The 25859-nt window shown below is 42.7% G+C and carries 24 protein-coding genes and 1 tRNA gene; 13 read left to right on the plus strand and 12 right to left on the minus strand.

Annotation, left to right across the window (positions count from 1 at the left end):
* The first annotated feature begins 9 nt into the window (after nt 1-9).
* Nucleotides 10-609, plus strand: coding sequence for a guanylate kinase (gene gmk / locus NLP_RS17635; RefSeq protein WP_104907525.1), 600 nt, complete (start codon nt 10-12; stop codon nt 607-609).
* A gap of 67 nt (nt 610-676) precedes the next feature.
* Here gmk and NLP_RS17640 read toward each other — a convergent pair whose 3' ends face one another.
* The 3 genes from NLP_RS17640 to NLP_RS17650 form a co-directional block, all read right to left on the minus strand.
* On the minus strand, nt 677-1198 hold the full coding sequence (locus NLP_RS17640) for a photosystem I reaction center protein subunit XI (RefSeq protein ID WP_104907526.1): 522 nt from the start codon (nt 1196-1198) through the stop codon (nt 677-679).
* 272 nt (nt 1199-1470) lie between these two features.
* Nucleotides 1471-1620, minus strand: a complete 150-nt coding sequence (psaJ, locus tag NLP_RS17645) for a photosystem I reaction center subunit IX (protein ID WP_104907527.1) — start codon at nt 1618-1620, stop codon at nt 1471-1473.
* A 39-nt stretch (nt 1621-1659) separates the two neighbouring features.
* Nucleotides 1660-2154 (minus strand): Photosystem I reaction center subunit III, encoded by a 495-nt coding sequence (locus NLP_RS17650; RefSeq protein WP_104907528.1) that lies wholly within the window; start codon nt 2152-2154, stop codon nt 1660-1662.
* A 305-nt stretch (nt 2155-2459) separates the two neighbouring features.
* On the opposite strand from NLP_RS17650, the gene tsaD reads away from it, so the two are divergent.
* The gene (gene tsaD / locus NLP_RS17655) at nt 2460-3530 is read left to right on the plus strand and encodes a tRNA (adenosine(37)-N6)-threonylcarbamoyltransferase complex transferase subunit TsaD (RefSeq protein ID WP_104907529.1); all 1071 of its coding nucleotides are present in this window, start codon (nt 2460-2462) and stop codon (nt 3528-3530) included.
* Between the two features lie 47 nt (nt 3531-3577).
* On the opposite strand, the gene NLP_RS17660 is transcribed toward tsaD, so the two are convergent.
* The gene (locus NLP_RS17660; protein WP_104907530.1) at nt 3578-4489 is read right to left on the minus strand and encodes an alpha/beta fold hydrolase; all 912 of its coding nucleotides are present in this window, start codon (nt 4487-4489) and stop codon (nt 3578-3580) included.
* Between the two features lie 114 nt (nt 4490-4603).
* Entirely contained in the window at nt 4604-5323 is a 720-nt protein-coding gene (locus tag NLP_RS17665) for a hypothetical protein (RefSeq protein ID WP_012410214.1), read from the minus strand.
* 492 nt (nt 5324-5815) lie between these two features.
* On the opposite strand from NLP_RS17665, the gene NLP_RS17670 reads away from it, so the two are divergent.
* From NLP_RS17670 to NLP_RS17695, 6 genes are all read left to right on the plus strand, one after another.
* The gene (locus tag NLP_RS17670; protein WP_104907531.1) at nt 5816-6364 is read left to right on the plus strand and encodes a GNAT family N-acetyltransferase; all 549 of its coding nucleotides are present in this window, start codon (nt 5816-5818) and stop codon (nt 6362-6364) included.
* Nucleotides 6365-6666: 302 nt separating this feature from the next.
* Nucleotides 6667-6740 (plus strand) — tRNA-Pro (locus NLP_RS17675).
* A 591-nt stretch (nt 6741-7331) separates the two neighbouring features.
* Complete coding sequence (locus NLP_RS17680) at nt 7332-8150, plus strand: Tic22 family protein (protein ID WP_158680444.1); 819 nt, start codon at nt 7332-7334, stop codon at nt 8148-8150.
* A gap of 25 nt (nt 8151-8175) precedes the next feature.
* Nucleotides 8176-9066: a peptide chain release factor N(5)-glutamine methyltransferase gene (prmC, locus tag NLP_RS17685; RefSeq protein ID WP_104907533.1), complete on the plus strand. Its 891-nt coding sequence runs from the start codon at nt 8176-8178 to the stop codon at nt 9064-9066.
* Between the two features lie 58 nt (nt 9067-9124).
* A complete protein-coding gene (locus tag NLP_RS17690; protein WP_104907534.1) occupies nt 9125-9733 on the plus strand; it encodes an L-threonylcarbamoyladenylate synthase in 609 nt (202 codons plus the stop codon).
* 96 nt (nt 9734-9829) lie between these two features.
* Nucleotides 9830-10771 carry a sensor histidine kinase gene (locus tag NLP_RS17695; protein ID WP_104907535.1) on the plus strand — a complete coding sequence of 314 codons (942 nt, stop codon included), beginning with the start codon at nt 9830-9832 and terminating at the stop codon, nt 10769-10771.
* Here NLP_RS17695 and NLP_RS17700 read toward each other — a convergent pair.
* The 7 genes from NLP_RS17700 to NLP_RS17730 all read right to left on the minus strand — a co-directional run bounded on the left by NLP_RS17700 (nt 10734) and on the right by NLP_RS17730 (nt 18077).
* The gene (locus NLP_RS17700) at nt 10734-11204 is read right to left on the minus strand and encodes a GNAT family N-acetyltransferase (RefSeq protein ID WP_104907536.1); all 471 of its coding nucleotides are present in this window, start codon (nt 11202-11204) and stop codon (nt 10734-10736) included. The genes NLP_RS17695 and NLP_RS17700 overlap by 38 nt on opposite strands.
* A gap of 179 nt (nt 11205-11383) precedes the next feature.
* The gene (locus tag NLP_RS34235) at nt 11384-11797 is read right to left on the minus strand and encodes a hypothetical protein (protein ID WP_104907537.1); all 414 of its coding nucleotides are present in this window, start codon (nt 11795-11797) and stop codon (nt 11384-11386) included.
* Nucleotides 11798-11869: 72 nt separating this feature from the next.
* Nucleotides 11870-12847 carry a protein translocase subunit SecF gene (gene secF / locus NLP_RS17710; protein ID WP_104907538.1) on the minus strand — a complete coding sequence of 326 codons (978 nt, stop codon included), beginning with the start codon at nt 12845-12847 and terminating at the stop codon, nt 11870-11872.
* Nucleotides 12844-14262, minus strand: coding sequence for a protein translocase subunit SecD (gene secD, locus NLP_RS17715; RefSeq protein WP_104907539.1), 1419 nt, complete (start codon nt 14260-14262; stop codon nt 12844-12846). The genes secF and secD overlap by 4 nt, the downstream gene beginning before the upstream one ends.
* Nucleotides 14263-14390: 128 nt before the next feature.
* Nucleotides 14391-15374 carry an alpha-ketoacid dehydrogenase subunit beta gene (locus NLP_RS17720; RefSeq protein ID WP_104907540.1) on the minus strand — a complete coding sequence of 328 codons (984 nt, stop codon included), beginning with the start codon at nt 15372-15374 and terminating at the stop codon, nt 14391-14393.
* A 974-nt stretch (nt 15375-16348) separates the two neighbouring features.
* Complete coding sequence (gene hemB / locus NLP_RS17725) at nt 16349-17329, minus strand: porphobilinogen synthase (protein ID WP_104907541.1); 981 nt, start codon at nt 17327-17329, stop codon at nt 16349-16351.
* A gap of 388 nt (nt 17330-17717) precedes the next feature.
* Nucleotides 17718-18077 carry a DUF4870 domain-containing protein gene (locus NLP_RS17730; RefSeq protein ID WP_104907542.1) on the minus strand — a complete coding sequence of 120 codons (360 nt, stop codon included), beginning with the start codon at nt 18075-18077 and terminating at the stop codon, nt 17718-17720.
* Nucleotides 18078-18201: 124 nt separating this feature from the next.
* Here NLP_RS17730 and prfC point away from each other — a divergent pair, with 124 nt between their 5' ends.
* The 5 genes from prfC to NLP_RS17755 all read left to right on the plus strand — a co-directional run bounded on the left by prfC (nt 18202) and on the right by NLP_RS17755 (nt 25426).
* The gene (gene prfC, locus NLP_RS17735; protein WP_104907543.1) at nt 18202-19830 is read left to right on the plus strand and encodes a peptide chain release factor 3; all 1629 of its coding nucleotides are present in this window, start codon (nt 18202-18204) and stop codon (nt 19828-19830) included.
* A gap of 203 nt (nt 19831-20033) precedes the next feature.
* Nucleotides 20034-22298 (plus strand): M48 family metallopeptidase, encoded by a 2265-nt coding sequence (locus tag NLP_RS17740; protein WP_104907544.1) that lies wholly within the window; start codon nt 20034-20036, stop codon nt 22296-22298.
* Nucleotides 22299-22958: 660 nt separating this feature from the next.
* Nucleotides 22959-23468, plus strand: a complete 510-nt coding sequence (locus NLP_RS17745) for an RNA recognition motif domain-containing protein (RefSeq protein ID WP_104907545.1) — start codon at nt 22959-22961, stop codon at nt 23466-23468.
* A gap of 526 nt (nt 23469-23994) precedes the next feature.
* Nucleotides 23995-24429, plus strand: coding sequence for a SufE family protein (locus NLP_RS17750; protein WP_104907546.1), 435 nt, complete (start codon nt 23995-23997; stop codon nt 24427-24429).
* A gap of 88 nt (nt 24430-24517) precedes the next feature.
* Entirely contained in the window at nt 24518-25426 is a 909-nt protein-coding gene (locus tag NLP_RS17755; protein ID WP_104907547.1) for an alpha/beta fold hydrolase, read from the plus strand.
* Nucleotides 25427-25859: the final 433 nt, after the last annotated feature.

The raw sequence follows: 25859 nt of genomic DNA on the forward strand, positions 1-25859 counted from the left end.
GTTGAAGGGATGATGCCAGTTTTACCCATCCAGAGTAGTGTGACTACCGAAGAATGCTTACATTTAGGCAGGTTAATTGTTTTAACTGGCCCCAGTGGGGTCGGTAAAGGCACTTTAATGCGATCGCTCCTAGAGCGTCATCCAAAACTCTATTATTCTGTATCTGTAACAACTCGTTCTCCCCGTCCAGGGGAAATCGATGGCAAAAGTTATTACTTCATCAGCCGCAGTAAGTTTGAACAATTAGTTGCTGAAGGTGAATTTTTAGAATCGGCAGAATTTGCTGGTAACTATTACGGCACTCCCCGTGAAGCTGTACTTAACCAAATTCATGCCGGTAAGTTAGTGGTACTGGAAATTGAACTAGAAGGGGCAAGACAAATTCGTGCTTCTTTTCCCAGTGCCCTCAGCATTTTTATTTTACCGCCTTCCTTTGATGAATTAGAGAAACGAATACGCTCTCGTGCCCAAGACTCTGAAGAAGCGATCGCCCGCCGTCTGCTTCGCGCCCAAGAAGAAATTCAAGCCGCAGATGAATTTGATATTCAAATCGTTAATGACGATTTTGAAACTGCTTTAAATGATATTGAAGCAGTTTTATTTAAATAAGTTAGGAGTTAAGAGTTAGAAGTTATGAATTTAACCTCGCTAACTCCTAACTCCTAATTTCTAGTAATTAACCAAATAGACCTTGAATTAGTGCCAAATTACTAGTCAAAAAGTAAGCAACTACAGCACCACCAATACCACCAATCAAGAAAGAACTGGCGAAGTTGTTCCAGCTTTCTTTAGAGTTAAAAGCATCTGCTGGAAGCTTGGGTACGGGAACACTAGGAAGTGCTTTGGGTGGATTGCTATTGGCATACAGCGACAGAGCGCCTGTAAGAACTACAACCAGCCCAATGGCTGACAGCAACCCAGCTAAGTTAGCATCACTTGTATCCCGCAGTGGGCCCAATTTGGCAAAGGGACCAAATAGCCAGTAACCATGAGCCATACCAACTTCTAAACCGCGTCTAGCAGGAGCCAGACCTGGGCGATAGGCAGGTAAGTTATTAATGAACCACTTGCTTAAGGGAGAAGCATTAATCGGGGTTTCTAGGTTGCCTATCTGTGGATCGCCAAATGCGGGAAAAACAACTTCCCGATTTCTGGGATCGCTGGGAAGATTCTTTGATGCATCTACTGCTTGTGCCATATTTTATGTTCGCCTCTAAATTAAAATGGTGGCATTTTTATATTAATAATAATTGTCGCTAAAGATGTCTTTTTGCTAGGAAGTTTAGAAAAATTAATTTAGCTAGTTTTAAAACTGTGAAACTCGCGACCTGTAAACAGAATCACGAGTTTCAAAAAACTATTTTTGCTGCCTATTCTGGTGATAATTCTGCCTAACTAAGCTGAAGACATCAACTACACAATATTAAGCAAAAAACAAGACATTCAACTGTCCTAAATCCCATTTGACACTTATGGCAGTGGGTGGAAAAGTAGGTCGGGGAAAAAGAGGTTGAATTCAATCAAGATAACTGCTGTGATGGTCAGCCAGATGGTAGCTGCCACGGGGGCTGTAGAAAGGAATTTAATCAAATAGGCTGATTGGTCGCTTTTGTCTGCCATGAATTTAGTCTCCAAAACAAATGAATTAGTTAAGCTGATTTAGCGTGGGGAAATGGGGATTTCTGTATCTTTGGCTGCTAATTTTCCAGAGAGAAGTTCTTGGACTGCTGCTACTGGCCAAGTAAAGCCTGACGCCATAATAGGTAGTGCCAAACCAAGATCGATTTGGATTTCTTTTAGTTCAGTGCCAGATTCCTTTTTAATTGCTTGCAGATAGGCACGACCGACCCAACCAATCCAACCAGCAATATATAGAAACAAAATGCTAGGGATCAAAAAGTCACCAGCATGATTTAGACTACCATCAACAATCAAGTGGGGGTACCCTTCAGGGCCGCACAGCTCCTGAGAATAACGCTCAAATCGCTTTATCCCTGATTGGGGGTCAGAGGTGGTATTACGGGCATTAGCTGCTAGCTCTTGAAAAGCGGGATTGTCTTTGCACGGTGTCAAATTCGCCCCTAAAGCTTGTGCTGGGGGGGCAAAGTTGAACCAAAGACTAATCGCTAACATCAAAGCAAACAATCGTCGCATAGAGTTGTTTCCTTTTATTACAAAACAAGAAGTTCTTTGTACAAAACGAAGCGGCTTGTACAGTTGTTTATTTGCATAACTAGGAAGTCATCATACTCTTGGGTGGGAACCGAGTAAAGTTTAAGTAAATAAAAGTTAAAGCTTCTCAACTAAAATAGAGTGTTGAGTGCCCAGTTAGAGCGCCAAGTATAAGAATTGTTGTTGTAGGGTAGTAAAGAAGCAAGATTTTCTCTCTATTACTCAAGACTCCAGACTCAGCACGGGCTAAACCCTAGCATATCCGCTAACAGCACTTATTACTCTCAATGACAACCGTTTTAGCAATAGAAACCAGTTGTGATGAAACAGCCGTCGCAATTGTTAATAATCGTAAAGTTTGCAGCAGTATCGTAGCCTCGCAAATTCCAGTCCATCAGCAGTATGGCGGGGTAGTGCCAGAAGTAGCGTCTCGCCAGCACTTGGAAACAATCAATGAAGCGATCGCCCAAGCCTTAGATCAAGCCCAATTAGACTGGGGAAAAATCGACGCAATTGCCGCCACTTGTGCACCTGGACTCGTAGGAGCGCTATTAGTGGGGTTGACTGCTGCCAAAACCTTGGCAATGGTACACAACAAGCCATTTTTGGGAGTTCATCACCTCGAAGGTCACATTTACGCAACTTATTTAAGTGAATCAACTTTAAATCCCCCTTTTCTTAGCTTACTGGTTTCAGGCGGACATACAAGCTTGATTTATGTCAAAGATTGTGGTATATACGAAACCCTGGGACAAACCCGTGATGATGCTGCGGGTGAAGCCTTTGATAAAGTGGCGCGATTGTTAAAGCTGGGTTATCCCGGTGGGCCAGTGATTGACAAGTTAGCACAAGAGGGGAATCCTCAAGCCTTTGCTTTACCGGAAGGAAGAGTTTCTTTACCCGGTGGTGGATTTCATCGTTATGATGCGAGTTTTAGTGGGTTAAAAACGGCTGTGTTGCGTTTAGTGCAGCAGTTAGAGAAAGATAGTGGACAAGTACCAGTGGCAGATGTAGCAGCTAGCTTTCAGGATACGGTAGCGCGATCGCTAACCAAAAGAGCGATCGCCTGTGCCCTTGACTATGGTCTAGACACAATTGCCATTGGTGGCGGTGTAGCAGCTAATAGCGGGTTGAGAAAAAACCTCCAAGCTGCCGCCGTTAAACATAACCTACGCGTCTTATTCCCACCTTTAAAATTCTGTACCGATAACGCTGCCATGATTGGCTGTGCCGCCGCTGACCATTTATCGCGTGGTCATACATCCCCCCTCACACTAGGCGTTGAGTCTAGGTTAGGGCTTACTCAGGTGATGAAGTTGTATCAACCTATTGAGTTGTCATTAGTCAATAGTCATTAGTCATTTGTAACTACTAATGACCAATGACTAATGACCAATGACTCTTGCTATAGACTCTTGACTATCGCTCGGATATGGTCAGCCACAGCATCCGGCTGTTCCAACATCGCCAGGTGTCCACAATTAGGAATTTCCAGAACATTGTCACCACAATATTGGAAAAGTCTGTGAAAGCTGGCTAAATGGCGCACATACTTGGGTTCCATAACCTTGTCTTCCGCGCCAGCCAAAAAATAAACTGGCTGCTTCAGTTGGGATACTAGCTCAGGTAAACGATTGATTTCTTCTTCAGTTGTGGAGTCTAACAGAGTTCCCAGAGCCGCTTCTGGGTCAGCCACGACGAAATCTATTACCCGCTGACGTGCCCAATAGCGCTCCAAAGGACGAGCCACACTAGCTCTGGTAAACAGCAAATCAATCAAAGGCACTTGGGAGAGCCAACGCGGACGCATTTGTAAAAATTTCTGACCCGCCGAGCGAAACTGCTCAAAGGCTTCTTTGAGGTAAATACCACCGCCAGCGTTGATACAGATAACTCCCTTAACACACTCAGGTATTTGATCTGCTCCCCAAAGAGCGATCGTCCCGCCTAATGAGTGACCAATTAGCCAAGCACTTTTAATATTCAACTGTTTCAAAAGAGCCGCTAAATCCTGAGTATACGCAGCAGGAGTATAAAGAGAATCGAAAGATGAGTCAACCGCACTACTGGAGATGGGCATCAGACTCAAAGACGTTTGTGCTCGACTAAAATCGGTTTTTACCTGGGACTGGGATTCACCAAAACCCCGCAAATCATAGGACAGGCACTGCAAATCATCTGATAGGCGGGAAATCACAGGTTGCCAATATCCACGGCTATTGAGCCAACCGTGGATAAATACTAAAGCATGGGGGCAGGAAGTGGGAGCCGTTAGCTCGTATGCGTGTGGAACGCCCAAGATTTCGATAGTTGCCATACTTATATCGTACCCTTAAGGACGGGTGCGACTAAATACTAAAGTGGGAAGAGTTAGAAGTTAGGAGTGAGAAATTTTTAATTCATAACTCATAACTCATAACTTCTCACTTTTTTATTTACCCAGCAACCTCTGTCGCACTCCTTCAGCAATTTTGTGACCCAGATATTCAGGAATGAGGCTTTCATTCGGCCCTAACAAGTAGAGAATTAGCCGTGTACGTCCGCGCCAAACCAGTAGATTGGCATTGACTACCAAAAGGTCTTCCTGCCAGATAGCGTACATCACTTTGTAGAATAATCCTGGTTGATTATCAGCTTCAATCACTAGAGCCGGGAGATGAAAGACCGGATCGACATAGAACTCAGTCTGTACCTGCTCTAAACCAGTGTCAAGATTAAATTCTACTGCCAGCATCTCTTCTACTTCAAACCGACCTCCTAAAGCCTCTCGAATGGCGCGACAGACATTTTCTGCGGTTTTCTCGGTCAAGGCTTTACTACCACGAGATACCAACAGTTTGATAAAAACTAACATTGGCGGACGGATCTGACCGTATAGACTCAGACCGTGGATAGTCAACCCATAAGCTGCTAGTACACCAAAAATATCGCTGAGGAGAAAAGACTGGTTGCGGTAAGCAAAATGCAAAGCACTTTTACTACCTTCCGGTTTCAGTTCAATAACAGCGCGTCTAGTTTTATAGAGACGGTAGGCTAGCCGCAAATTTTGCAGTTGAATTTCACTACTGACAAATTGCTCATAAAACTGGGGAAACGCTCGGTTAAAGCGCTTTAGGAGTTCCAGTGTCGAAGATTTTAAACCAGAAGCCATTGTTAAGGGTAAAACTCGCTTGCTTTCGTCATCTGGGGGCTGGGTATTGGGGGCTGGGTGTTTGCGATTGGGGACTGGAGATTGGGGACTGGAGATTGAGGACTGGGAGGACAAGGGGACAACACAAGAGTGTTCTCGATACCCAATTCCCAATGCCCAATCCTGTATACAATTCACACCTAAGCTAACGTGCATTTAAGCTCTATACGAGCAATTGCCAAGATTAGGTTTTTCCATTATGAATGCGTGAATTTTGAATTGTTTATATCCTTACCCTTTTGGCGAATTTCTCCTAGCCTTTACAACAAAATGCTAAAGTTGAAAATGATTGGTGTGAAACACGCTCTAACTGGCTGTTACCATTACAAATCCCGAAAACAACCGAAAAACTTTGAGTGTAAAGGGTAGTAAATGGGGATAGCGATGTTAAAAGTGAATCAACACTCCTGAGAGTGGAAACCAATTCAGTTATACTACCCGAACCGCGTTGGCATGGGTTTTTGGAAAACTTGGTTTAGTACTCCTGAATCTGTAGGGACAACTAGGACAAACCTCTTTGAAGAGCATACAGCAGAAACTGCGGGCAATAGCCCCAGTAATATTAGCGAAGCTTCTTCAAAGGAGGCTCGGATCGTGTTCAGCACGGAACGAGATATTGACCTATATGAGCTAGAAGAACTCTGTGATGCAGTTGGTTGGTCGCGTCGTCCTCTAAGAAAAGTGAAAAAAGCTATTGAGCATAGTTTTCTCGTTGCCTCAATGTGGCAAGTGAGAGGAAACCAAAAGCGGCTCATTGGTTTTGCCCGTGCTACCTCAGATCACGCGTTTAATGCCACTATCTGGGATGTAGTGGTTCACCCAGACTTTCAAAGTCAAGGACTGGGTAAGGCGCTGATGAAATATGTTCTCAAAAAACTTAGGAGTGAAGAAATTAGTAATGTCACTCTCTTTGCCGACCCCCATGTTGTAGATTTCTACCGAACTATGGGGTTTATGGCTGATCCAGAAGGCATCAAAGGTATGTTCTGGTATCCTCACTAACACTCAATCCAAATAAAACCCGATTTGCACAATAAAATCAGGTAGGTATAGTAGTATAAATCTATTATTTTAATTTGGTTTGACAAGGTTTAGCCGACGAACGAACAAGTAATATCTCTTGTAAAACGAAGTCGGCAGCCAAACCTTTATCAGTATAATTATCTAATTTAGCTCGAATTTGCAGAAGAGATAAATATATTAGGCATGAGCGGTGTTATGTGATATGATTGGTTTAACACTTTTGTGAAGTGCGATCGCTTTGATGGGATAAAACCAAACCCAAAAAAGTAGATTAAGTGTAACGGGATGTAGCGCAGCTTGGTAGCGCGCCTGCTTTGGGAGCAGGATGCCGCAGGTTCAAATCCTGTCATCCCGATTTAATTAATATAGTTAACAGTTAAGGTAATTAGCTAGGCTTTCTTTGCTAAATCTGCAATTTAATTGGATATTTTTATAGAGAAGACTAATTAGGGTGTTCTGTTGTTGAAGCCTAACAGGCAAATTTTGTCATTAAGTAGTAAGGTGATTTTTGACACTGAGTTTTGTATATCTTTGAGAAGATATTAAACCAATCGCAGATGGAACGATTGATTAAGTAATAGCGTCAACCAATATTAGAAAAAGCCGATAAAATAGCATTTATCATCTCCAAGGTTGGAGAGAGCGAGAGACTTTTTGCTGTTTGAGAAGACATATAATAGGCATCTACGACATTTCGCGGTCAATAGCGAAGCAAAACCTAGAAAAACACAACGTTAGCACAACCAATTTGTGAAAACGATACTATAGCAACTCTAAATAGTTAGGGAACATTGGATTTTGACCGTTGAGGCTTAACACTCAACTTCAACGCGCACAATGAATTTTTCACAACTCAAATAGATTGCTATATAACTAAAGCTAGTTGGTGCTGTGCAAATCCAACCATTTGTTTAATTTAATTGGACTATTGATGCGAGGAGCAGTCATGAAATCATTTATTCGCTTAGGTGCGACATTGGGTATAGCTGGCAGTGTATTTTTAACAGGGCTTTCAGGAATAGGCAATATGCCAGGACTGGGCAATCTAGAGGCGATCGCCTTGCCACAAGATCAGGTCGTGAAAAAGCTCCAAGAAGTACCTGTATTCACGCTTACCAATCCTAAAGGCGAATTCGTAGTTCTTTCGAGAAACAACGCATCCAAGCCGGTCTCACAAGTAGGATTTTTTATTAGCAAGCAAGATGCTCAAAAATTCCTTGACAATCGGCTCAAAAAAGAAAATCCCCAGTTGGCAGGCACGCTACAGGTTAGACCTTTGTCTTTGGCAGACTACTATAAAATAGTCCAAGAAAGCAAAAAGAAATCAGATTCTGTGATTTATACTTTAGTGCCGACGCAAGAGCAGGTAGCCTCGGCAACAAGTATGCTAAATCAAAATGGTAAAAAGGTAGAGCAATTCAATGGTATTCCCTTATTTGTACCCAAATTTAAGAAAGATAATAGCTATCTGACTATTCCCCTTGCTAAAGGTAATGAGCGATACATCCCTTTCTTTTTTGAGAAAGAGCAAGCAGTGGCTCTGTTAGAGGAATTCAAAAAAGCCGTGCCAAAGGAAGCAGCCAATACTGAAATTCAGGTGGTGGATTTGTACGGTGTTATGGAAGCTCTCAATAGCAGCAGCGATCCTAGTATCAATAAAATTATTCTGTATCCATCACGGGAGTCGATCAACTTTATTCGCTCCCTTGCGCCAAATCAATCACCAGCGGCCAAGCCTGTGGCTGCCCCCGCTCCGAAAAAATAACGGATATGCGCTCCAAGGTTGAGGTATGGGGGAGAAACATTTAATAGTTTCTGGTTTACAACTTTGGCAGTGGCGGAATGCAGCTCTTAAAGCAGCGATCGCCACTGATGTGCCACCAATGGAGGTAGATTGGCTACTTTTAGAAGTTGCTGGGTTAGACCGCTTGGCACTGCGTTTGGAGTCTTTTAAAAACTGGCCGCAAATCCAGCTGCAATTGCCGCTAGATGAGTTAGAGCAGCTATGGCAGAGGCGATTAAATGACCGCTTACCAGTGCAGTATATTGTGGGAGTTACACCCTGGCGTCAGTTTAAAATTGGGGTGTCGAATGCGGTTTTAATTCCCAGACCAGAGACAGAGTGTTTAATTGATTTAGCTGAAGCATCTGCTAGCAATGCCTCAGGACACTGGGCAGATTTGGGTACTGGGAGTGGAGCGATCGCACTGGGATTAGCAGATGTCTTGCCAAAAGCAACAATTCATGCAGTTGATTACAGTTTAGAAGCTCTGGCGATCGCACAAACCAATGCCCATAATTTAGGTTTTGCTAACCGGATTAAATTTTATCAAGGTTTCTGGTGGGAGCCACTGGCATTCTTAAAAGGTCAGTTCAGTGGTATGGTGTCAAATCCTCCTTACATACCCACCAGTACTTTACCTACTTTGCAACCAGAAGTAGTTAACCACGAACCGCATCTAGCTTTAGATGGTGGCGTTGATGGCTTAGATTGCATTCGCCATTTGATCGAAATCTCCCCCACTTATTTGCAACCTGGTGGCGTGTGGCTGATTGAGATGATGGCTGGACAGGCAGATACAGTGCAAGAACTTTTACAAAATCAAGGTAGCTATTATAAAATTCAAATTCACGCTGATTTAGCTGGAATTGAACGCTTTGCCCTGGCCTACAAAAGTTAGGAAATAGGGCATGGGGCATAGGGAATAGGAAAAATGTCCCATGCCAAACCCGATAAAAATGACACAAGTTTCTCTAACAAATCTAATAGCTGGCGCACGTGCTGGTCTTTTGGTGAGCTTTCCGACTGATACTGTTCCGGCACTTGCAGTAGTACCAGAAAAAGCAGCATTAATTTTTGCGGCGAAGCAACGTAGTCAAGACAAACCTTTGATTTTGATGGCTGCTAATGCTAAAGATTTGTGGCTGTATGTCAAAGGTAGTGAGAACGAGTATAAAGTTTGGCAAGAAGTAGCAGATAAATATTGGCCAGGAGGGCTGACATTAGTTTTGCCAGCGAGTCAACGCCTACCAAAAGTTATGAATCCCATCGATCCTACAACAATTGGCATTCGAGTACCAAACAGTGCGATCGCTCAAACTATTTTGGCTCAAACAGGCCCTCTTGCTACCACTAGCGCCAATTTTTCTGGTCAGCCGCCTCTGCAAAAAATGGCAGAAATTGAGAATCAGTTTCCCAAGGTTCTGACTTTAGCAACGACAGAATACCAGGGTGAAATACCAGGGATGGGTATACCTTCCACCGTTGCTAAATGGACAGGGATAAATTGGCAGATATTGCGGCAAGGTGCAATTGAGTTAGATTTATCAACTGATAACCAAGTATAGGTAGCTATAATGTTGTTTTCGTGTTTTAACAACAGAGAAATCTGAAACTTTAGTTTGCGCTGTTGTAGTTAATTAGCAAGTTAATAATTGCCAGATATGAATTGGAGCAACTGGATATATCTAGGAGTAGGAATAGCACTAGGTATGGTTTTCCGTCAGTTATTTGGGCGATGGCTACGCCCGCCGCAGCCATCGCCTAATGTTTCATCTAGCTCATCCCCAGTAGCGCCATTAGCTGAACAGGATATGCCACCAATATCCCAACAGTTACAGCAAACACAGCTGGCATACCTGATGGCAAAGGAAATGAGCCAGTTTAAAGCTGGTTTTTTAGCACGGACTACCCATGAGTTGCGATCGCCTTTTAATGGTTTGATTGGCTTACATCAATTAATTTTGTCAGATTTGTGTGAAGATCCAGCTGAAGAGCGAGAATTTATTGTCCAAGCTCACGAGCGAACGCTGAAACTGCTGAAGCTAATGGATGAAATTCTCAATGTTGCTAGAATTGAACACGGCACCAATAAATTAGATATTCAGCCCAGACCCTTAGCCGAAATTTTAGATGAGGTTCATGACTTAACTTATATGCTGGCGGCAAATCGCAATTTTCCCTTACAATTATTAGCCGCCGACCCAGAAATTTATGTTTTGACAGATTACCTCTGGCTCCGCCAAGTATTAATCAGTTTAATAGACACTGCCATTACTCAGATGGAGGAAGGCAGCATTTGTATTTCCACTAGCAACCTACCTATAAACAATTTTGTAACCATTTGGCTAGATATCCCAACCCATGCTATGACCTGGAGTGAGCCGATTGATTTGCTCCAAATTGAAGATCGGTTGACCCAGATTGACCAAAAGAAGACTGCTCTTTCCCCAGGAATGAGGCTATTAATCAATCAGACTCTGCTGGAAGTTATGGGAGGAAAGTTAGAAATCTTGCCCTCGATCACTGTCAAGGAACCACTTCAGCAGCTTACCAGACTACAAATCTCTATCCCCCTAGTGATTCCTGAAGCTGAACTTCTGTAGCAGCAAGGAAAGTACGGTTAGCTCGGTTATGTAGTACCATCGTAGTAGTAGTGTTGGGTTGAAAACCAATCTTTTCGTAGAAACCCTGTTGGTGAGTAGTCATCAGATAAACGCGCTCAACCGACCTCATGCGGGGATGTCTCAAAATGGTTTCTACTAAATTGCTTCCCAACCCACGATGTTGATACTCTGGATGAATCACAATATCCCAAATTGTGGCGCGATAGATGCCATCAGATGTTGCTCTGGCAAAGCCAATGAGTCGATCGCGATCGCAAACAGAAATCACTGGCTCACTATTGGCAATGGCTATACCTAAATCTTCAATACTGCGTCCCTTTGCCCAGAAAGCGGAAACGTTTAACAGTTCTTGGAGTTGATAAAGGTCAATTTCAGACTTGCGATCACTAAATTTAATCTGAAGATGGTTCATGTATGGCATCCACTTTTGGCAGTATCTTTGAGCAGACATTTGGTGAAATTAAATATGTATTATCCAGAAATCTTGTAGAGACGTAGCACTGCTAAGTCTCTACATTCTTTTTCAGCAGATGTCTAGTATGGTTAAGTCATATTTTGCTATAAATTGCTATACGTGTAGAGAAAGAAAATTTAATGACAAACCCACTTCCATAGAGGATGAGTTGCTCCCTGTTGACGTATCCGATAAACTTGTTTTTCTAAACGTTGTTTTTCCTGCTGTGGTAGTCCGAGTAGAATATTCCGACTTTGCCAAACTAAAACAGCAGCAGTCATCCCCAGACAAAAGGCTAGACCGAAGGTAGACAGTGGATGGTAGAACAATCCAAATCTCACTGCCACCCAGGTAAAATATTGTTGCCACAGAGCAATTTCTGCACGTAGACCCCACAAGGAAACAGGCGCAATGGTCAGCCATAGACAGCCGACAAACAGCCACCTGCCATATACTGTCAGCTGATGTAGCCTTTGTACTTGTTGAGCAAATGATGGGTCAGATTTCTCAAAGTCTGGGACAGTATTTAATGGTTCTTTCGGTTGATCCATAGGGGAATAAGATTGCAAGGCATGGGTAAGCAATTCAAAATGCTTTCACCCAATTGTGAAATATACACAAGTTTAACTATCCTGAGAAGTGGGAGATGTATCAATCGACTCAGCGCTGTCTAGCACCTGGGATTCACCCCTGCGCTCTCGCCACCAAGCTAGGAGAGTACTGGCGACGAAAATACTTGAATATGCACCCATTGTAAATCCAATAATTAAGGTCAGGGCGAAGTTTCTCAGGGTTTCGCCGCCAAATAGGAATAGGGAAAATAATGTTAGCAAAACAGTTAACGTGGTATTAATCGATCGCGTTAAAGTTTGATTGGTTGCATCATCAACAACTTTGTCAATGCGATCGTTAGGATGTTGACTCAGTATTTCCCGAATGCGATCGTAGATGACCACGGTATCTGTCACCGAGAAACCAGTAATAGTCAAAATAGCAACGACGAAAAGGCTATCAGCTTCAATACCTACTACTAATCCTAAGATGGAGAAAACACCCAGCGTAATCAAAACATCATGGAACAAGGCAAGAATTGCGATTACGGCATAGTCCACCTGGAACCGCACACTTAAATAAATAACGATCCCAGCAAAGGAGACAACCAGAGCTAATAACCCTTGAGAAAATAGCTGACGACCAAGTGTTGGGCCAACAGTGTCAATTTGAGTGACTTTCGGGTTAAAGACTCCAATTTTTTCACTCAAAGCTGTTTGCAACTGGGTGCGTTGCTCGACATTTAATGTCTTTGTGCGAATGGATATTCCCTGTTGTTTTTGACCAACAACTTGGATGCTACTATTATTTAGCTTTTGAGCGTCAACTACTTCCCTAACATCAGAAATTTCAATCGGTTGAGTGCAGCTGTTTGGTTGTGTACAATCGCGTTCAAATTGTAGTCGCGTACCACCAACAAAATCTAAACTGGGACGTAGTGGTGCGCCTAGTTGTTGCCAAGAAATCACCATCGCCACGATGCTAAGGATCATCAGGGTGGCAGAAATTGTCCACCAAAGTCTCCGACGTTTGATGACACTAAATTTCATGACTGTACCTCCGCACCAGACTTAATTGACGTTGAGAGATTGGGACAAAACAACTCTGGCTTACGCAAGTTGGGAAATCCCAATGTTAGGAAAAGCAGTGTGCGACTACAAGTAATGGCAGTAAACAAATTCACCCCTAACCCTAGCGCTAATGTCAAAGCAAAGCCTTTAACTAAACCTGCTCCTAAGAAAAACAGTGCTGCACAAGAAATTAATGATGTGACATGACTATCTAAAATGCTAGACCAAGCTCGGTAGAATCCAGACTCTACAGAACGATATAAAGTTTTACCAGCACGTAGTTCTTCACGGGTGCGCTCAAAAATCAATACGTTAGCATCAACTGCCATGCCGATACTGAGGATAAACCCAGCAATACCGGGGAGAGTTAATGTAATGCCTAGCAAAGCGAAGGTGGCATAAGTCAATAGCGCATAGATAATCAAAGAAAAGTCGGCAATTAACCCTGGTAGTCGGTAGTAAACTAACATGAAAATTAATACTAACAGCAATCCGCCAATACCAGCGTAAATACTGCGTTGAATACTATCTTTACCTAAACTTGCCCCGACGGTACGGTTTTCAACTATTTCTACTGGTACGGGTAATGCCCCACCGCGTAGTTGCACACCTAAGTCATTGGCTTGTTGGGCAGTAAACCGTCCTGTAATCACAGCAGAGCCACCAGTAATGCCAGTCGCGGCAAATTCTATACCCACGGTAGGAGCGCTAATAACTTCATTGTCTAGAAAAACACCAATGCTACGCCCAGTACCAGCGAGATTTTTCGTCAAATTGGCAAACAGTTCACCACCCTTTTCGTCGAAGCGAATGGCAACATTCCAGTTGTTACCTTGAGTGGGTTCACCATAGGCATCCTTGAGGTATTTGCCAATTAGCGGTGGATTGGTGCTTTCAAACAATTCTGCGATCGCTTGATTATTTTTCTGTAAATTTTCTTGATTCTTGACAATTGCCGCTTTGTCGGTACTTTTTCTTAACTCTTCTTGCTTGAATTTCAATTCGGCTCTTGATGCTTGAAAAGCAAGTAGTTGAGTTTCTGTATTCGGCTTTTGGGTACGAAATTCTAACTGCGCCGTACCCCCTAACACCCGTTCAGCTTGCTCTGGATCGTTGACTCCTGGTAGTTGCACCAAGATTTTATCTGAGCTAACTGTTTGGATTACTGGCTCAGAAACACCCAGACCATTAATCCGACCTTCGACAACTTTTTTCACACCTTCCAATTCTCGGTCGGTGATTTTGGGAATTTCCGCTGATGGTTTCACCTGAATTGTGAGCTGTGAACCTCCGCGCAAATCCAGTCCAAGAGGTATCGGAATTGTGGCAATCACCGTAATAGCGGCGATTATCAGGACTAAAATCAAAATGAATAGCGATCGCTGTCTTTGCATACCATAACTCGCAACTGACAAACGCTATAATAGCGCTCTTTTGAGGAGTTATGAGTTGGGAGTTTGGGGATGGGGCATTGGGCATTGTTATTCTTCTCTTGCCCCTCTGCCCCGTCAGTCTTTAGTCCCTAGACTCGCAACGCCACCATTTTTTCCACAGCTTCTACTATTTGCTCTGGTTGGATGATTGTTAGTCTTTCCAAATTGCCGTTGTAAGGTGTAGGAATATCTTGGGAAGAAAGCCGCAGTACTGGCGCATCCAATTCATCGAATAAGCGATCGTTTATTGAGGCGATGACTTCTGCTCCAATACCCGCAGTTCGCATCGATTCTTCCACAACAATGACTTTATGAGTTTTACGTATTGATGCACCAATGGTATCAAAATCTAATGGTTTGAGGGATATTAAATCGATAACTTCTGGATCGTATCCTTGTTTTTCAAGAGTTTTTACGGCTTGCACTACATGATGGCGCATCCGCGAGTAAGTAATAATTGTCACATCTTTCCCTGTACGGACAATTTCTGCTTTATCCAGAGGTAGTAAATATTCTTCTTCTGGTAAATCTTCTTTCAAGTTGTAAAGCAGAACGTGTTCAAAGAACAACACTGGATTATCATCACGGATAGCGGATTTCAACAGTCCTTTAGCGTTTCTTGGTGTGGAACAGGCAACAATCTTCAAGCCTGGCACAGCTTGGAAGTAGGTTTCTAATCGCTGGGAATGTTCTGCGCCTAGCTGCCGTCCCACACCTCCAGGGCCGCGAATTACCATCGGAATTTTAAAGTTACCGCCAGAAGTATAGCGCAGCATTCCAGCGTTGTTGGATATTTGGTTGAAGGCAAGCAGTAAAAAGCCCATATTCATGCCTTCAATGATCGGACGCAACCCAGTCATTGCGGCTCCCACAGCCATCCCAGTAAAGCTATTTTCAGCGATGGGGGTATCTAGAATGCGGAGTTCGCCATATTTTTGGTACAGGTCTTTGGTAACTTTATAGGAACCGCCGTAATGTCCTACATCTTCACCGAGAACGAATACGCTGGAGTCACGCGCCATTTCTTCATCGATGGCTTCCCGTAAGGCGTTGAAGAATAGTGTTTCTGCCATTTAGACCTTTTAGTACGATTATGGTTTTAGAATTTTATCGTGCTGCTGTCGCAAATACAGTGAGCGATCGCACTAGTTAGAGTTTAGGTTTTTTAAATAAACGGCCCCTAGCATAGAGCGAGTGATTGCCATAACTATATCAAAGCTATTTAATTTCGATTTTAGATGTTTTATGAGCTTTATAAGCGATCGCCTTATCCTCTGGCAAATGCGGCTGATTTGTTTATGTAATAAAACGTAGAGTAAACGTATAAAATATATTAAAAAGTTTACATTTGAAAGATACCAACTTAACTGAAGTCACACCAGAGTAAAAAATCTGTTGTAGCAATAATTTAAATAGCAAAAGAACTAGCATCAAGAACAGAATTTCTTCCCAAAATAAAAGGGGAAGGTTTTAAAAACTTTGGTAAATTTAAAAGAACAATGGGTGCGGCGGGTGCTGGACAAGCTTGCCTATCATATTGTTGGATAAACAACTTCCAATATACAAAGATTTGGTGCAAAAGCAATTCATAATACAGGAAATTTAGTCTGCCTTCAACATGGGAAAGGTTCAATCCACCAAGAAATAACTAATTTTTACAATTCTGTATAACCAGAAATTACAAAGTCATCAAATATTATAGTTAGAGAATGGCTCAGTTCTAGTTAACCTTTCGGCATCACTTTGATCACAAAATCTCTAATTGACAACCTTCTTTTTCATATTTTGAAGTTAACTGTGTAACGCTTGCGATCGCTATCCCCATAACACCCACTCGAAAGGTTTTTGACGATATACTGTCCAAAGTTGCGTAGGCGAACATTTACCGCAAGCATCACAATAGCCAAAATATAAAGAATCTCACGCCCAAACACCAAAACACAACTTTGCGTCTTTGCACCCAGGGAAGTTCTGAGCGCCGGAAGTCGGCGCTCAGACGTCTGTCTGCGTGAGATTTCTCACTAAATTATTATTTAATAAGCCTAGCCTACTTTAACCATCGCGCCGCATCTTTGGCATGATAAGTCAAAATCAAATCTGCACCAGCGCGTTTAAACCCAGTTAAAGTTTCCAAAACCACTCTCTCTTCATCAATCCAACCATTGAGAGCCGCAGCTTTCACCATCGCATACTCACCAGAAACATTGTAAGCCGCAACGGGCAAGTTACTTGCTTCCTTGACGCGCCAAATAATATCCATGTATGCCAAGGCTGGCTTAACCATGAGCATATCAGCACCTTCAGCGATATCTAATTCAATTTCTTTAATCGCTTCGCGGGCATTACCTGGGTCCATTTGGTAAGTTCTTCTGTCCCCAAATTGTGGTGTCGAGTCTGCGGCATCCCGGAATGGGCCATAATAACCCGAAGCATACTTAGCAGCATAAGACAAAATCGGCGTATCTTGAAATCCTGCTTCATCCAAACCCACACGAATTGCTTGCACAAACCCATCCATCATCCCAGAAGGCGCGATGATATCGGCACCAGCTTTTGCTTGAGAAACCGCTGTTTTCTTCAACAATTCCAGAGTTGGGTCATTTAAAACTCGTCCTGTTAAATCGCCAACTTGCAGATAACCACAATGACCGTGGCTAGTATACTCACACAAACAAGTATCAGCAATTACAATCAAATCTGGCACTGCTGCTTTTACCGCCGTTGCTGCTTTTTGGACGATACCGCAATCATGCCAAGCGCCAGTGGCATCCACATCTTTATCAGCCGGAATCCCAAATAAAATAATAGAAGGAATTCCTAAATCGTAAACTTCTTTTGCTTCTTCGACAATTTTATCTACCGAAAGTTGGTAGACTCCAGGCATCGATTTCACCTCATTAGCGATTCCCTCACCCGGTACGGCAAATAGTGGGTAGATTAAATCGCTTGTTGTTAAAACAGTTTCACGAACCATCCGGCGCAATTGGGGATGTGTACGCAGACGACGGGGGCGGTGTGTAGGAAACATAAAATTTTATGAAGAAAAACAACGCAGATGGACACAAAATAAAGCGTCACAAAAGCAGGGTAAAATTTTCCTGCCGTCAGACAGACTACAAACAGTGCTTAACTGTCCTTTGCCCTACTCTTAATCAAGTTGTGGGGCAATTTTGTATTCTACAGCTGGGTTGCACCTATCCGACGGACTGGAAAAAAATAACATTATGAAGCAATTCAAAATTCAAAATGATAAGACCATCTGTTGGCAAAATCTTGGAGAATTGAGGGTGGAAATATAAACGCAAAGTGGCGCAGAGGTCAACGCAGAGGCACGCAGAGAATTCGCTACGAATTAATGAAATTTTGTACTCAGTAGCAGATAACTGACAATGCCCAATGCCCAATGATAATTTGTGTTAAAAAACTCGGAAAATATAGGGATAACGGAAGGGTATATCAGGATTGTTGAAAACTCCGATGAGTGCCCAAATTGTTAATCCCCAGTGTAATAGATATCCCAGACCGGCTAGTGGTCCCAACAATAATAGAGGTAACACTAACCAACCAAATAGAAAAAACAGCGCTCCCAGAATTCCTCCATAAAGCCAGACATTAAAGTGGAAATTGATGGATTCTTTGGCGTTTTCTTTAACAACAGGATCGTCAGATACAAGCATTATGGCGATAGGTATACCTACAGATACCACTGTTGTGCTGAAAAAAATCGCTCCATGAGACAAAGCAGATAGAAGCTTTCGCTTGTCTGTGTCGTACATTGCTTTCTCCTATTTAGTCAGATTGTTGGTTATACTACGACCCTATCATGAGCATCGTTGTCTTAAGATTAAAAGACTTGCCAGAGTCAAAAAAAATTAAGCTAGCTAACAAACAAATACATTTATGTCTACTGAACTTCAGTCTGAACTTATTCAAGCAGTTGAACTTCGCCGCAACTTTGCGATTATATCTCACCCCGATGCAGGTAAAACTACACTAACTGAAAAGCTACTCCTGTATGGGGGTGCAATTCACGAGGCTGGGGCTGTTAAGGCGCGACGGGCACAGCGCAAGGCTACCTCTGACTGGATGGCGATGGAGCAACAACGGGGTATTTCCATTACCTCCACAGTATTGCAATTTGAATACCGGAATTGTCAAATAAATTTATTAGACACTCCCGGACACCAAGATTTCAGTGAAGATACGTATCGTACCCTCGCCGCCGCTGATAATGCCGTGATGTTGATTGATGCGGCAAAAGGTTTGGAACCCCAAACGCGCAAATTGTTTGAAGTGTGTAAGTTGCGGGGTATCCCGATCTTTACATTTATCAACAAGCTCGATCGCCCAGGAAGGGAGCCTCTGGAATTGTTGGATGAAATTGAGCAAGAATTGGGATTGCAAACTTATGCAGTCAACTGGCCGATTGGCATGGGCGATCGCTTTAAAGGTGTTTTTGACCGACACAAGCAACAAATACACCTGTTTGAACGCAGCGCCCACGGTAGCCGAGAAGCCCGTGATACGATAGTAGAATTAGGCGATCCGAAAATAGAAGAACAGCTAGAACAAAACCTGTACTACCAACTGAAAAACGATCTAGAACTGTTAGAAGGAGTTGGGCCAGAGCTAGATTTGCAGCTGGTACACGAAGGCAAAATGACGCCTGTGTTCTTTGGTAGCGCCATGACTAACTTTGGGGTAGAGTTATTCCTCAAGTACTTCCTCGACTATGCCCTTAAACCCGGTTCTCATTACAGCAGTGTTGGCGAAGTTGCTCCTACATACCCTGAGTTTTCGGGGTTTGTCTTTAAACTGCAAGCGAATATGGACCCGAAACACCGCGATCGCGTCGCATTTATCCGGGTCTGCACTGGTAAGTTTGAAAAAGATATGATGGTGAATCACGCCCGCATTGGTAAACTTATCCGTCTATCTCGCCCGCAAAAACTTTTTGCTCAAGAGCGAGAATCGATTGATGTGGCTTATCCTGGCGATGTGATCGGTTTGAATAATCCCGGTGTTTTTGCGATCGGAGATACAATTTACACAGGACAAAAGCTCGAATATGAGGGGATTCCGTATTTTTCACCGGAACTGTTTGCATCTTTGAGGAATCCCAACCCCTCGAAGTCTAAACAATTCCAAAAAGGCGTTGCGGAATTGCGAGAAGAAGGTGCTGTACAAATTATGTATTCAACTGATGAAGCCAAGCGCGATCCAATTTTGGCGGCGGTGGGTCAGTTGCAATTCGAGGTAGTGCAGTTTCGCTTACAAAATGAGTATGGTGTAGAAACCATATTAGATTTATTGCCCTACAGTGTCGCCCGTTGGGTTGAGGGTGGTTGGGAAGCATTAGAAAAAGTGGGACGAATATTCAATACCACTACAGTTAAAGACAGTATGGGACGGCCAGTGTTGCTATTCCGTAATGAATGGAATTGTCAACAATTATTGGGCGACCATCCAGAGTTAAAATTAAGCGCGATCGCCCCAGTATTTTCTAGTCAACAACCAGTGGAGGAGTGAAGAAGAATACAGAATCCAGAATTCAGAATTCAGAATTATTCCTACAGGAGATCCAACTGAATTCTGACGACTGACGCCTTTATTCAATCTTTATCGTTCACTTGACAAATTTAACTGGGCGCGGTTGATTTCCACGGCATCCGGGGTTCGCGCTTTTGCACAAACGTGGATCATTTAGAAGAGATTGGAGTGCCAGAATTTGTATGCCTTCACATGCCAAACCATCTTTGGAGGCTGGTTTAGTTGCCCTCAAGCAAGGAAATTACCAAACAGCGATCGCTCAACTAGAACCTATTGCTAGTATTCAAAGCAATGCTACTGCTAGCTTACAAGCCCAAGTTGGTTTAGTGATGGCTTATGCTCGCACTGGCGAAGTTCCCAAAGCGATCGCTATTTCCCAGAATCTCATTGAGAGTAACAATCCGCAAGTTCAAGAGTGGGCAAGACGCGCTCTCGAACACCTAACAAAACGTAAAAAACCTGAGCAAGAATCAAAAAAAATCGAAACTGGATTTGTTGCCTTTGAGAATTCAACTCCAGATTCAACTCCAGATTCAACCTCCGTGACTCCCCCGGAAACTCCTACATTAGAGGAAAAGCCGAACGAGCAAGTAATAGAAACCAAAAGCGACGATATCCCGCCGATGGTGCCACTAGCTAGACTCAAAGCTACATTAGCGACACCACCTACGCCCCTAAGCGGCTTCATGGGTTCCGTTACCCGCACCCAAGCCAAATTATTCGGCGTTATTTATTGGCGACAAGCACAACGCGCCAGAGCATGGCAACCATTACGTAAACCAAAACTAATTCCCTTGCGGCTACTGTCAGCAGGAACATTCATCGCCTTGTTTTGGGTAATACGAGAAATCCTCAAGTTAGCATTGGGATTCATCAATCAGACTTTAGTCAAACTACCTTATCTGGAACCGATACAACTTTTATACCATGACCCTACTCAGATGTTGCTAATAGTCTTGGTGATTTTAATCGGAGTATCACCTTGGTTGCTGGATCTGCTACTAGCGAACTTGTATGGTCAGCGAGAATTTCCCAAAGATGTATTGAATACCCATAGCCGCGAAGCTATTCGGGTGCTACAACGTTGTTGCCAACAGCGGCACTGGCCGTTACCCAAACTGCGGATTTTACCAACGGCTGCACCAATTATTCTGACTTATGGTAGTTTACCACGTAATGCCAGGATTGTTGTGAGTCAAGGGCTATTAGAGCAGTTGGCAGATGATGAAATCGCCATTATTTACGCCACGCAGCTAGGGCATATTGCTCACTGGGATTTTGCTGTAATGTCTTTGTTGCTACTGGTGACACTACCAACTCATAAGCTATATCAGCAAGTGTCGGAGTTGGGAGACAAAATATCAGCAATTTGGCGCTGGCCGGTGACAATTCTGGGGAGTTTAATTTATGGAATTTGGTGTTTGCTAACTGGAACTGCATTGTGGTTGTCGCGGTTGCGGCTTTATTATAGCGATCGCGTCGCCGCTGAAATTACTGGTAATCCCAATGCCCTGATTCGCGCTTTACTCAAAATCGCCATTGGCATTGCCGCTGATATCCAAAAACAAGAACACACCAGTTGGCAACTGGAAAGCTTAAATCTTTTAACACCAGTCAGCTACCAACAGAGTTTATCTTTAGGAACTATTGCCAGTAATCTATCTTTTGAATCCTTTTTGAAGTGGGATACAGCCAATCCCTATCGCCAATGGTTTACGATTAATAATAGCCATCCTTTAATGGGCGATCGCCTCGAACGCCTCTGCCAAATAGTCCGTCACTGGCATCTAGACACCGAACTACATTTTGCAAGCGAACCATCAAAGGTTAAGCGTCAGTCTTTTCTATTACAAGTCGCTCCCTGGTTAGGAATTCCTCTAGGGGTTCTGTTTGCAGCTTTCGTCTGGCTAACCTGGCAACTAGCATTCACACTCAAGTTTTTAAATCTAAAGTGGATATATGAAGATTGGTCTTTCATTACAGGCTGCCTTCTGATTGGCTTTAGCATTGGTACTGTGATGCGGATTAATTCTTTCTTTCCCGATATTAAACCGTCCACCGTGCAAACTGATGACAGCTTACCCAACCTGTTAGCTGACCCTTCTGCCTTACCTATTGATAGCGTCAGCGTGCGTCTTGTGGGTAAATTATTAGGTCGTCAAGGTACTAGCAACTCCCTAGCGCAAGATTTAATTCTTCAATCCAGCGCAGGTTTGGTGAAATTACATCATATTTCTTGGCTAGGACAGTCAGTCAATCACCAGGATCTTATCGGGCGGCAAATTATCGTCACAGGTTGGTTCCGGCGAGGAGCAACACCTTGGATCGATATCCAAACCCTAGAAACTCAAAGTGGTAAAACCATTCATAGCCCTCATCCCATTTGGTCTACTTTTTTGGCTGTTGCAGCACAGGCTTGGGGCGCATACGTCTTTCTTACTGGTTAGTTATTGGTCATTGGTCATTGGTCATTGGTCATTAGTCATTAGCAAAGGACAAAGGACAAAGGACAAATCGGAATGTAAACAAAAGTTGCAGGTTTCCTTAACAAGTGTTACATTTATTTACACAAACAAGAGCAACCAACATAACTCAGCATCACCGCTTAGTTGTGGATTTAGGTGCTTTTTCCCCGCTCTATACCTTTTTATCCTCCCAACACAGCAGCAAATTAACCAGCCACTGGCTGGTTTTTGTTTCAAAATATGCTCACTTGAATAAAAAAATGTGTTTTATGTTACGATGCAGTAATACTAAATGTCGGAAATGTATGCGCTAAACTAGCTACGTAGAAAATACCGTGGTAATGTAAGGAATGGTATTTGATTCTGCGAATAAGGGCATAGAAGAAAGCGTGTACTTTAGCAGGCAATAGGCTATTAAATTTACAATTCTTAGAATTAAGGTGTTATTAGCTCACCATAGTGTGAGCCATTGGATTAAATAAGCTTGATCCCGACGAAAAACTGTATTGTTGTATAGGTTGACAGTTTCGAGCAAAAAAATTGGTTTATGGCAGTCTTGGTCAATAGCATCTATTTAAAAGCTAAAGCTAAATGATTGTTTTCTTGCCTTGCCATGTTCATTCAACTCTGGAGGTATAGTTCATGTCCGTTCGCCTATATATAGGTAATTTGCCTAAAGATGAAATAGATCGTCAAGATCTACAAGCCGTTTTTGCAGCAGAAGGTGATGCTGTAACTACTAAATTAATTAAAGACCGCAAAACTGGCAAATGCCGTGGTTTCGGTTTTCTTACAGTCAACAATGACGAACAAGCTGACGAAATTATTGAAAAGTATAATGGTCAGATGTTCAAAGATACTCCCATTAAGCTAGAGAAGGCATTACCTCGGACAAAGGGTGAAGAGGGTGACGAGCAAGCTCCTAAACCAGTCACTCTTGCTAGTAATAGTACCCCGACTCCTAGCCCCAACAGAGAAGGTAGCCGCCGCGAGAAAAGCTCTAAGAAGCCTCGTCGTGGCGGCGGTGGCGGCGGCGGTTCTCGTGAAAACAACACCACAACCACTGATTCAGATGCTATTCGTCCAGATCCTCGTTGGGCTTCGGAATTAGAAAAGCTGAAGCAGATGCTAGCTGCACAAACTACAAATTAATCCTCAAGGGAGAGAAATTAAAAATTAAAAATCAGAATTTTTTTTGATTTTTAATTTTTAATTGTTGATAATTATCTAGCTGCTTAGTTTAATGAACTTGCAGCTAATTTTGTAAGTACGTAGGCGCAGCCCGCCGTAGGAATCGCATCGCCACTAGTCATACTAAGGCGTAGTTGAGAGTTAGCAGCGAGGAGCGTGCAAATCGCCTAAGCTCCACAAAATCTATCTGGATTTCAATCAAATCAAATGACACATAAGTTTCACCAATTTATCATACTTATGTCATAAAAGTATATATGGATGCAACTATAGTTTATGTAGACTGATTGTTAAAACTTGCTTATAAAAACATAAAATTAAGTTTTTGTGATTAGACACATCAAAAAACTCGATCTTTATCAATGCGATCGCAGTAATTAGATGGATTTGATAAATTATAGTCAGTAATGCCAAAAGAACCGGAGGCGCGATCGCTCTAAAGATAATCTACACTCAAGGAGATACCGATCGTTTTCAGCTTCTGTTTATGTCCTCAACTCTAGATTCTTTGCCACCTGCGCTCGCTAAAATTGTCCAGCGCTTTCAACGCGCTTCCGAACCGAAGCGACGCTACGAACAGCTAATCTGGTATGCTCAGAAGCTCAATGAGTTCCCAGAAGCTGATAAATTACCCGAAAATAAAGTTCCTGGTTGCGTGTCTCAAGTTTATATCACCGCAGCCTTGGATGATGGTAAAGTTGTATTTCAGGGCGATTCCGATTCCCAGTTAACCAAAGGATTAGTAGGGCTTCTGGTAGAGGGATTAGATGGACTAACGCCAACTGAGATTGTCCAACTTACTCCAGATTTTATTCAAGAAACAGGTTTAAATGTTAGCCTGACACCTTCCCGTGCTAATGGATTTTACAACATTTTTAAAACCATGCAAAAAAAAGCATTGGAATCTAAAATTGGTCATTAGTCATTGGTCATCGGTCATTGGTCATTAGCAAAGGACAAATGACAAATGACAAAGGACAAATAAGGTACAACTACCAAAATTTAGTCTCATGTCAACCAATCTATTATCTACCTCTACTGCTATTGGCTTTGGTGGAGTAGTTCAAGAATATTTCTGGAACTGGGAAAACCAGCAATTGCGCGTTGTTTATGAAACCCTCGGTAAAGGTTCACCGCTATTGCTACTACCAGCTTTCAGCAGTGTTTCGACGCGTTTGGAAATGGGCGAACTTGCCAGGTTACTAGCTCCCAATTTTCAAGTTGTAGCCTTAGACTGGCCTGGATTTGGTGAATCTTCTCGCCCTAGTTTGAATTACCGACCAGAAATATATCAGCAATTTCTGGAAGATTTTGTCAAAGCTATTTTTAATACTCCGATTACTGCGGTGGCGGCTGGTCATGCTGCTAGTTACGTTTTACAATTAGCGGTGAAACAACCTGCTACTTTTTCACGGATTGTATTGTTAGGCCCTACTTGGCGTGGACCTTTGCCGACAATGGGAGCAAGTCAGCAAATAGCTGGCATTGTGAGAGAATTGGTGCGATCGCCTATACTTGGTCAAGCTCTCTACAAACTCAACACTACCCAATCTTTTTTAAGTTTTATGTACCGCCGTCATGTCTTTACTGACGCTGCTAAAATTACACCCAGTTTCATTGAGAAGAAATGGCACACGACTCAACAACCAGGAGCGCGATTTGCATCTGCTGCCTTTGTAACTGGTAATCTCGATGCTGTACACGAACAATCTGATTTTCTAGAACTTGTGCAGTCTTTAACCGTACCGCTCATGGTAGTAATTGGGGAATCTAGTCCTCCCAAATCACGAGAAGAAATGAACGCTTTGATAGCCTTACCAGGAGTGAGAAGCGTTGTCATTCCTGGTTCTCTGGGACTACATGAAGAATACCCAGCAGTTATTTTAGAAGCAGTTCAAGATTTTTTGTTCTCCCGATAAAATTCAATCCTCATACCAAGACGCAAAGAATCATTTTGCGCCTTGGTGCGAGATTAAAATTAGGGACTTCTAGAGAATAAAATATACACCCAATTAAAATGATAATCATTTTAAGGGTGAGAAAGCGGTTGCCGTCGGCAACCGCTTTCTCTTTCAATAAATATGCAATTCTTAGCAACTGGATATTTTATTTTCTGGAAGTCCCTTAAATTCACATGGTCAACTTTCTGTCAATGCGTAAGTCCTGTATAAATCAATAATTTCATCGATTTAAGATTTTTACTCTAAATCTTTTTATCATCTAAATAACTCGGCGTTAAAAAATCAACTTATGTGACGAAATGTAAAATCAGCGAACAGCTTATAAATGAGTGATTCCACAGTTTTTACAAAATTAAACGTACATGGGTTTTATCGTGCCGACCTACTTATG

This window comes from Nostoc sp. 'Lobaria pulmonaria (5183) cyanobiont' (genome assembly GCF_002949795.1).
Taxonomy (GTDB): Bacteria; Cyanobacteriota; Cyanobacteriia; order Cyanobacteriales; family Nostocaceae; genus Nostoc.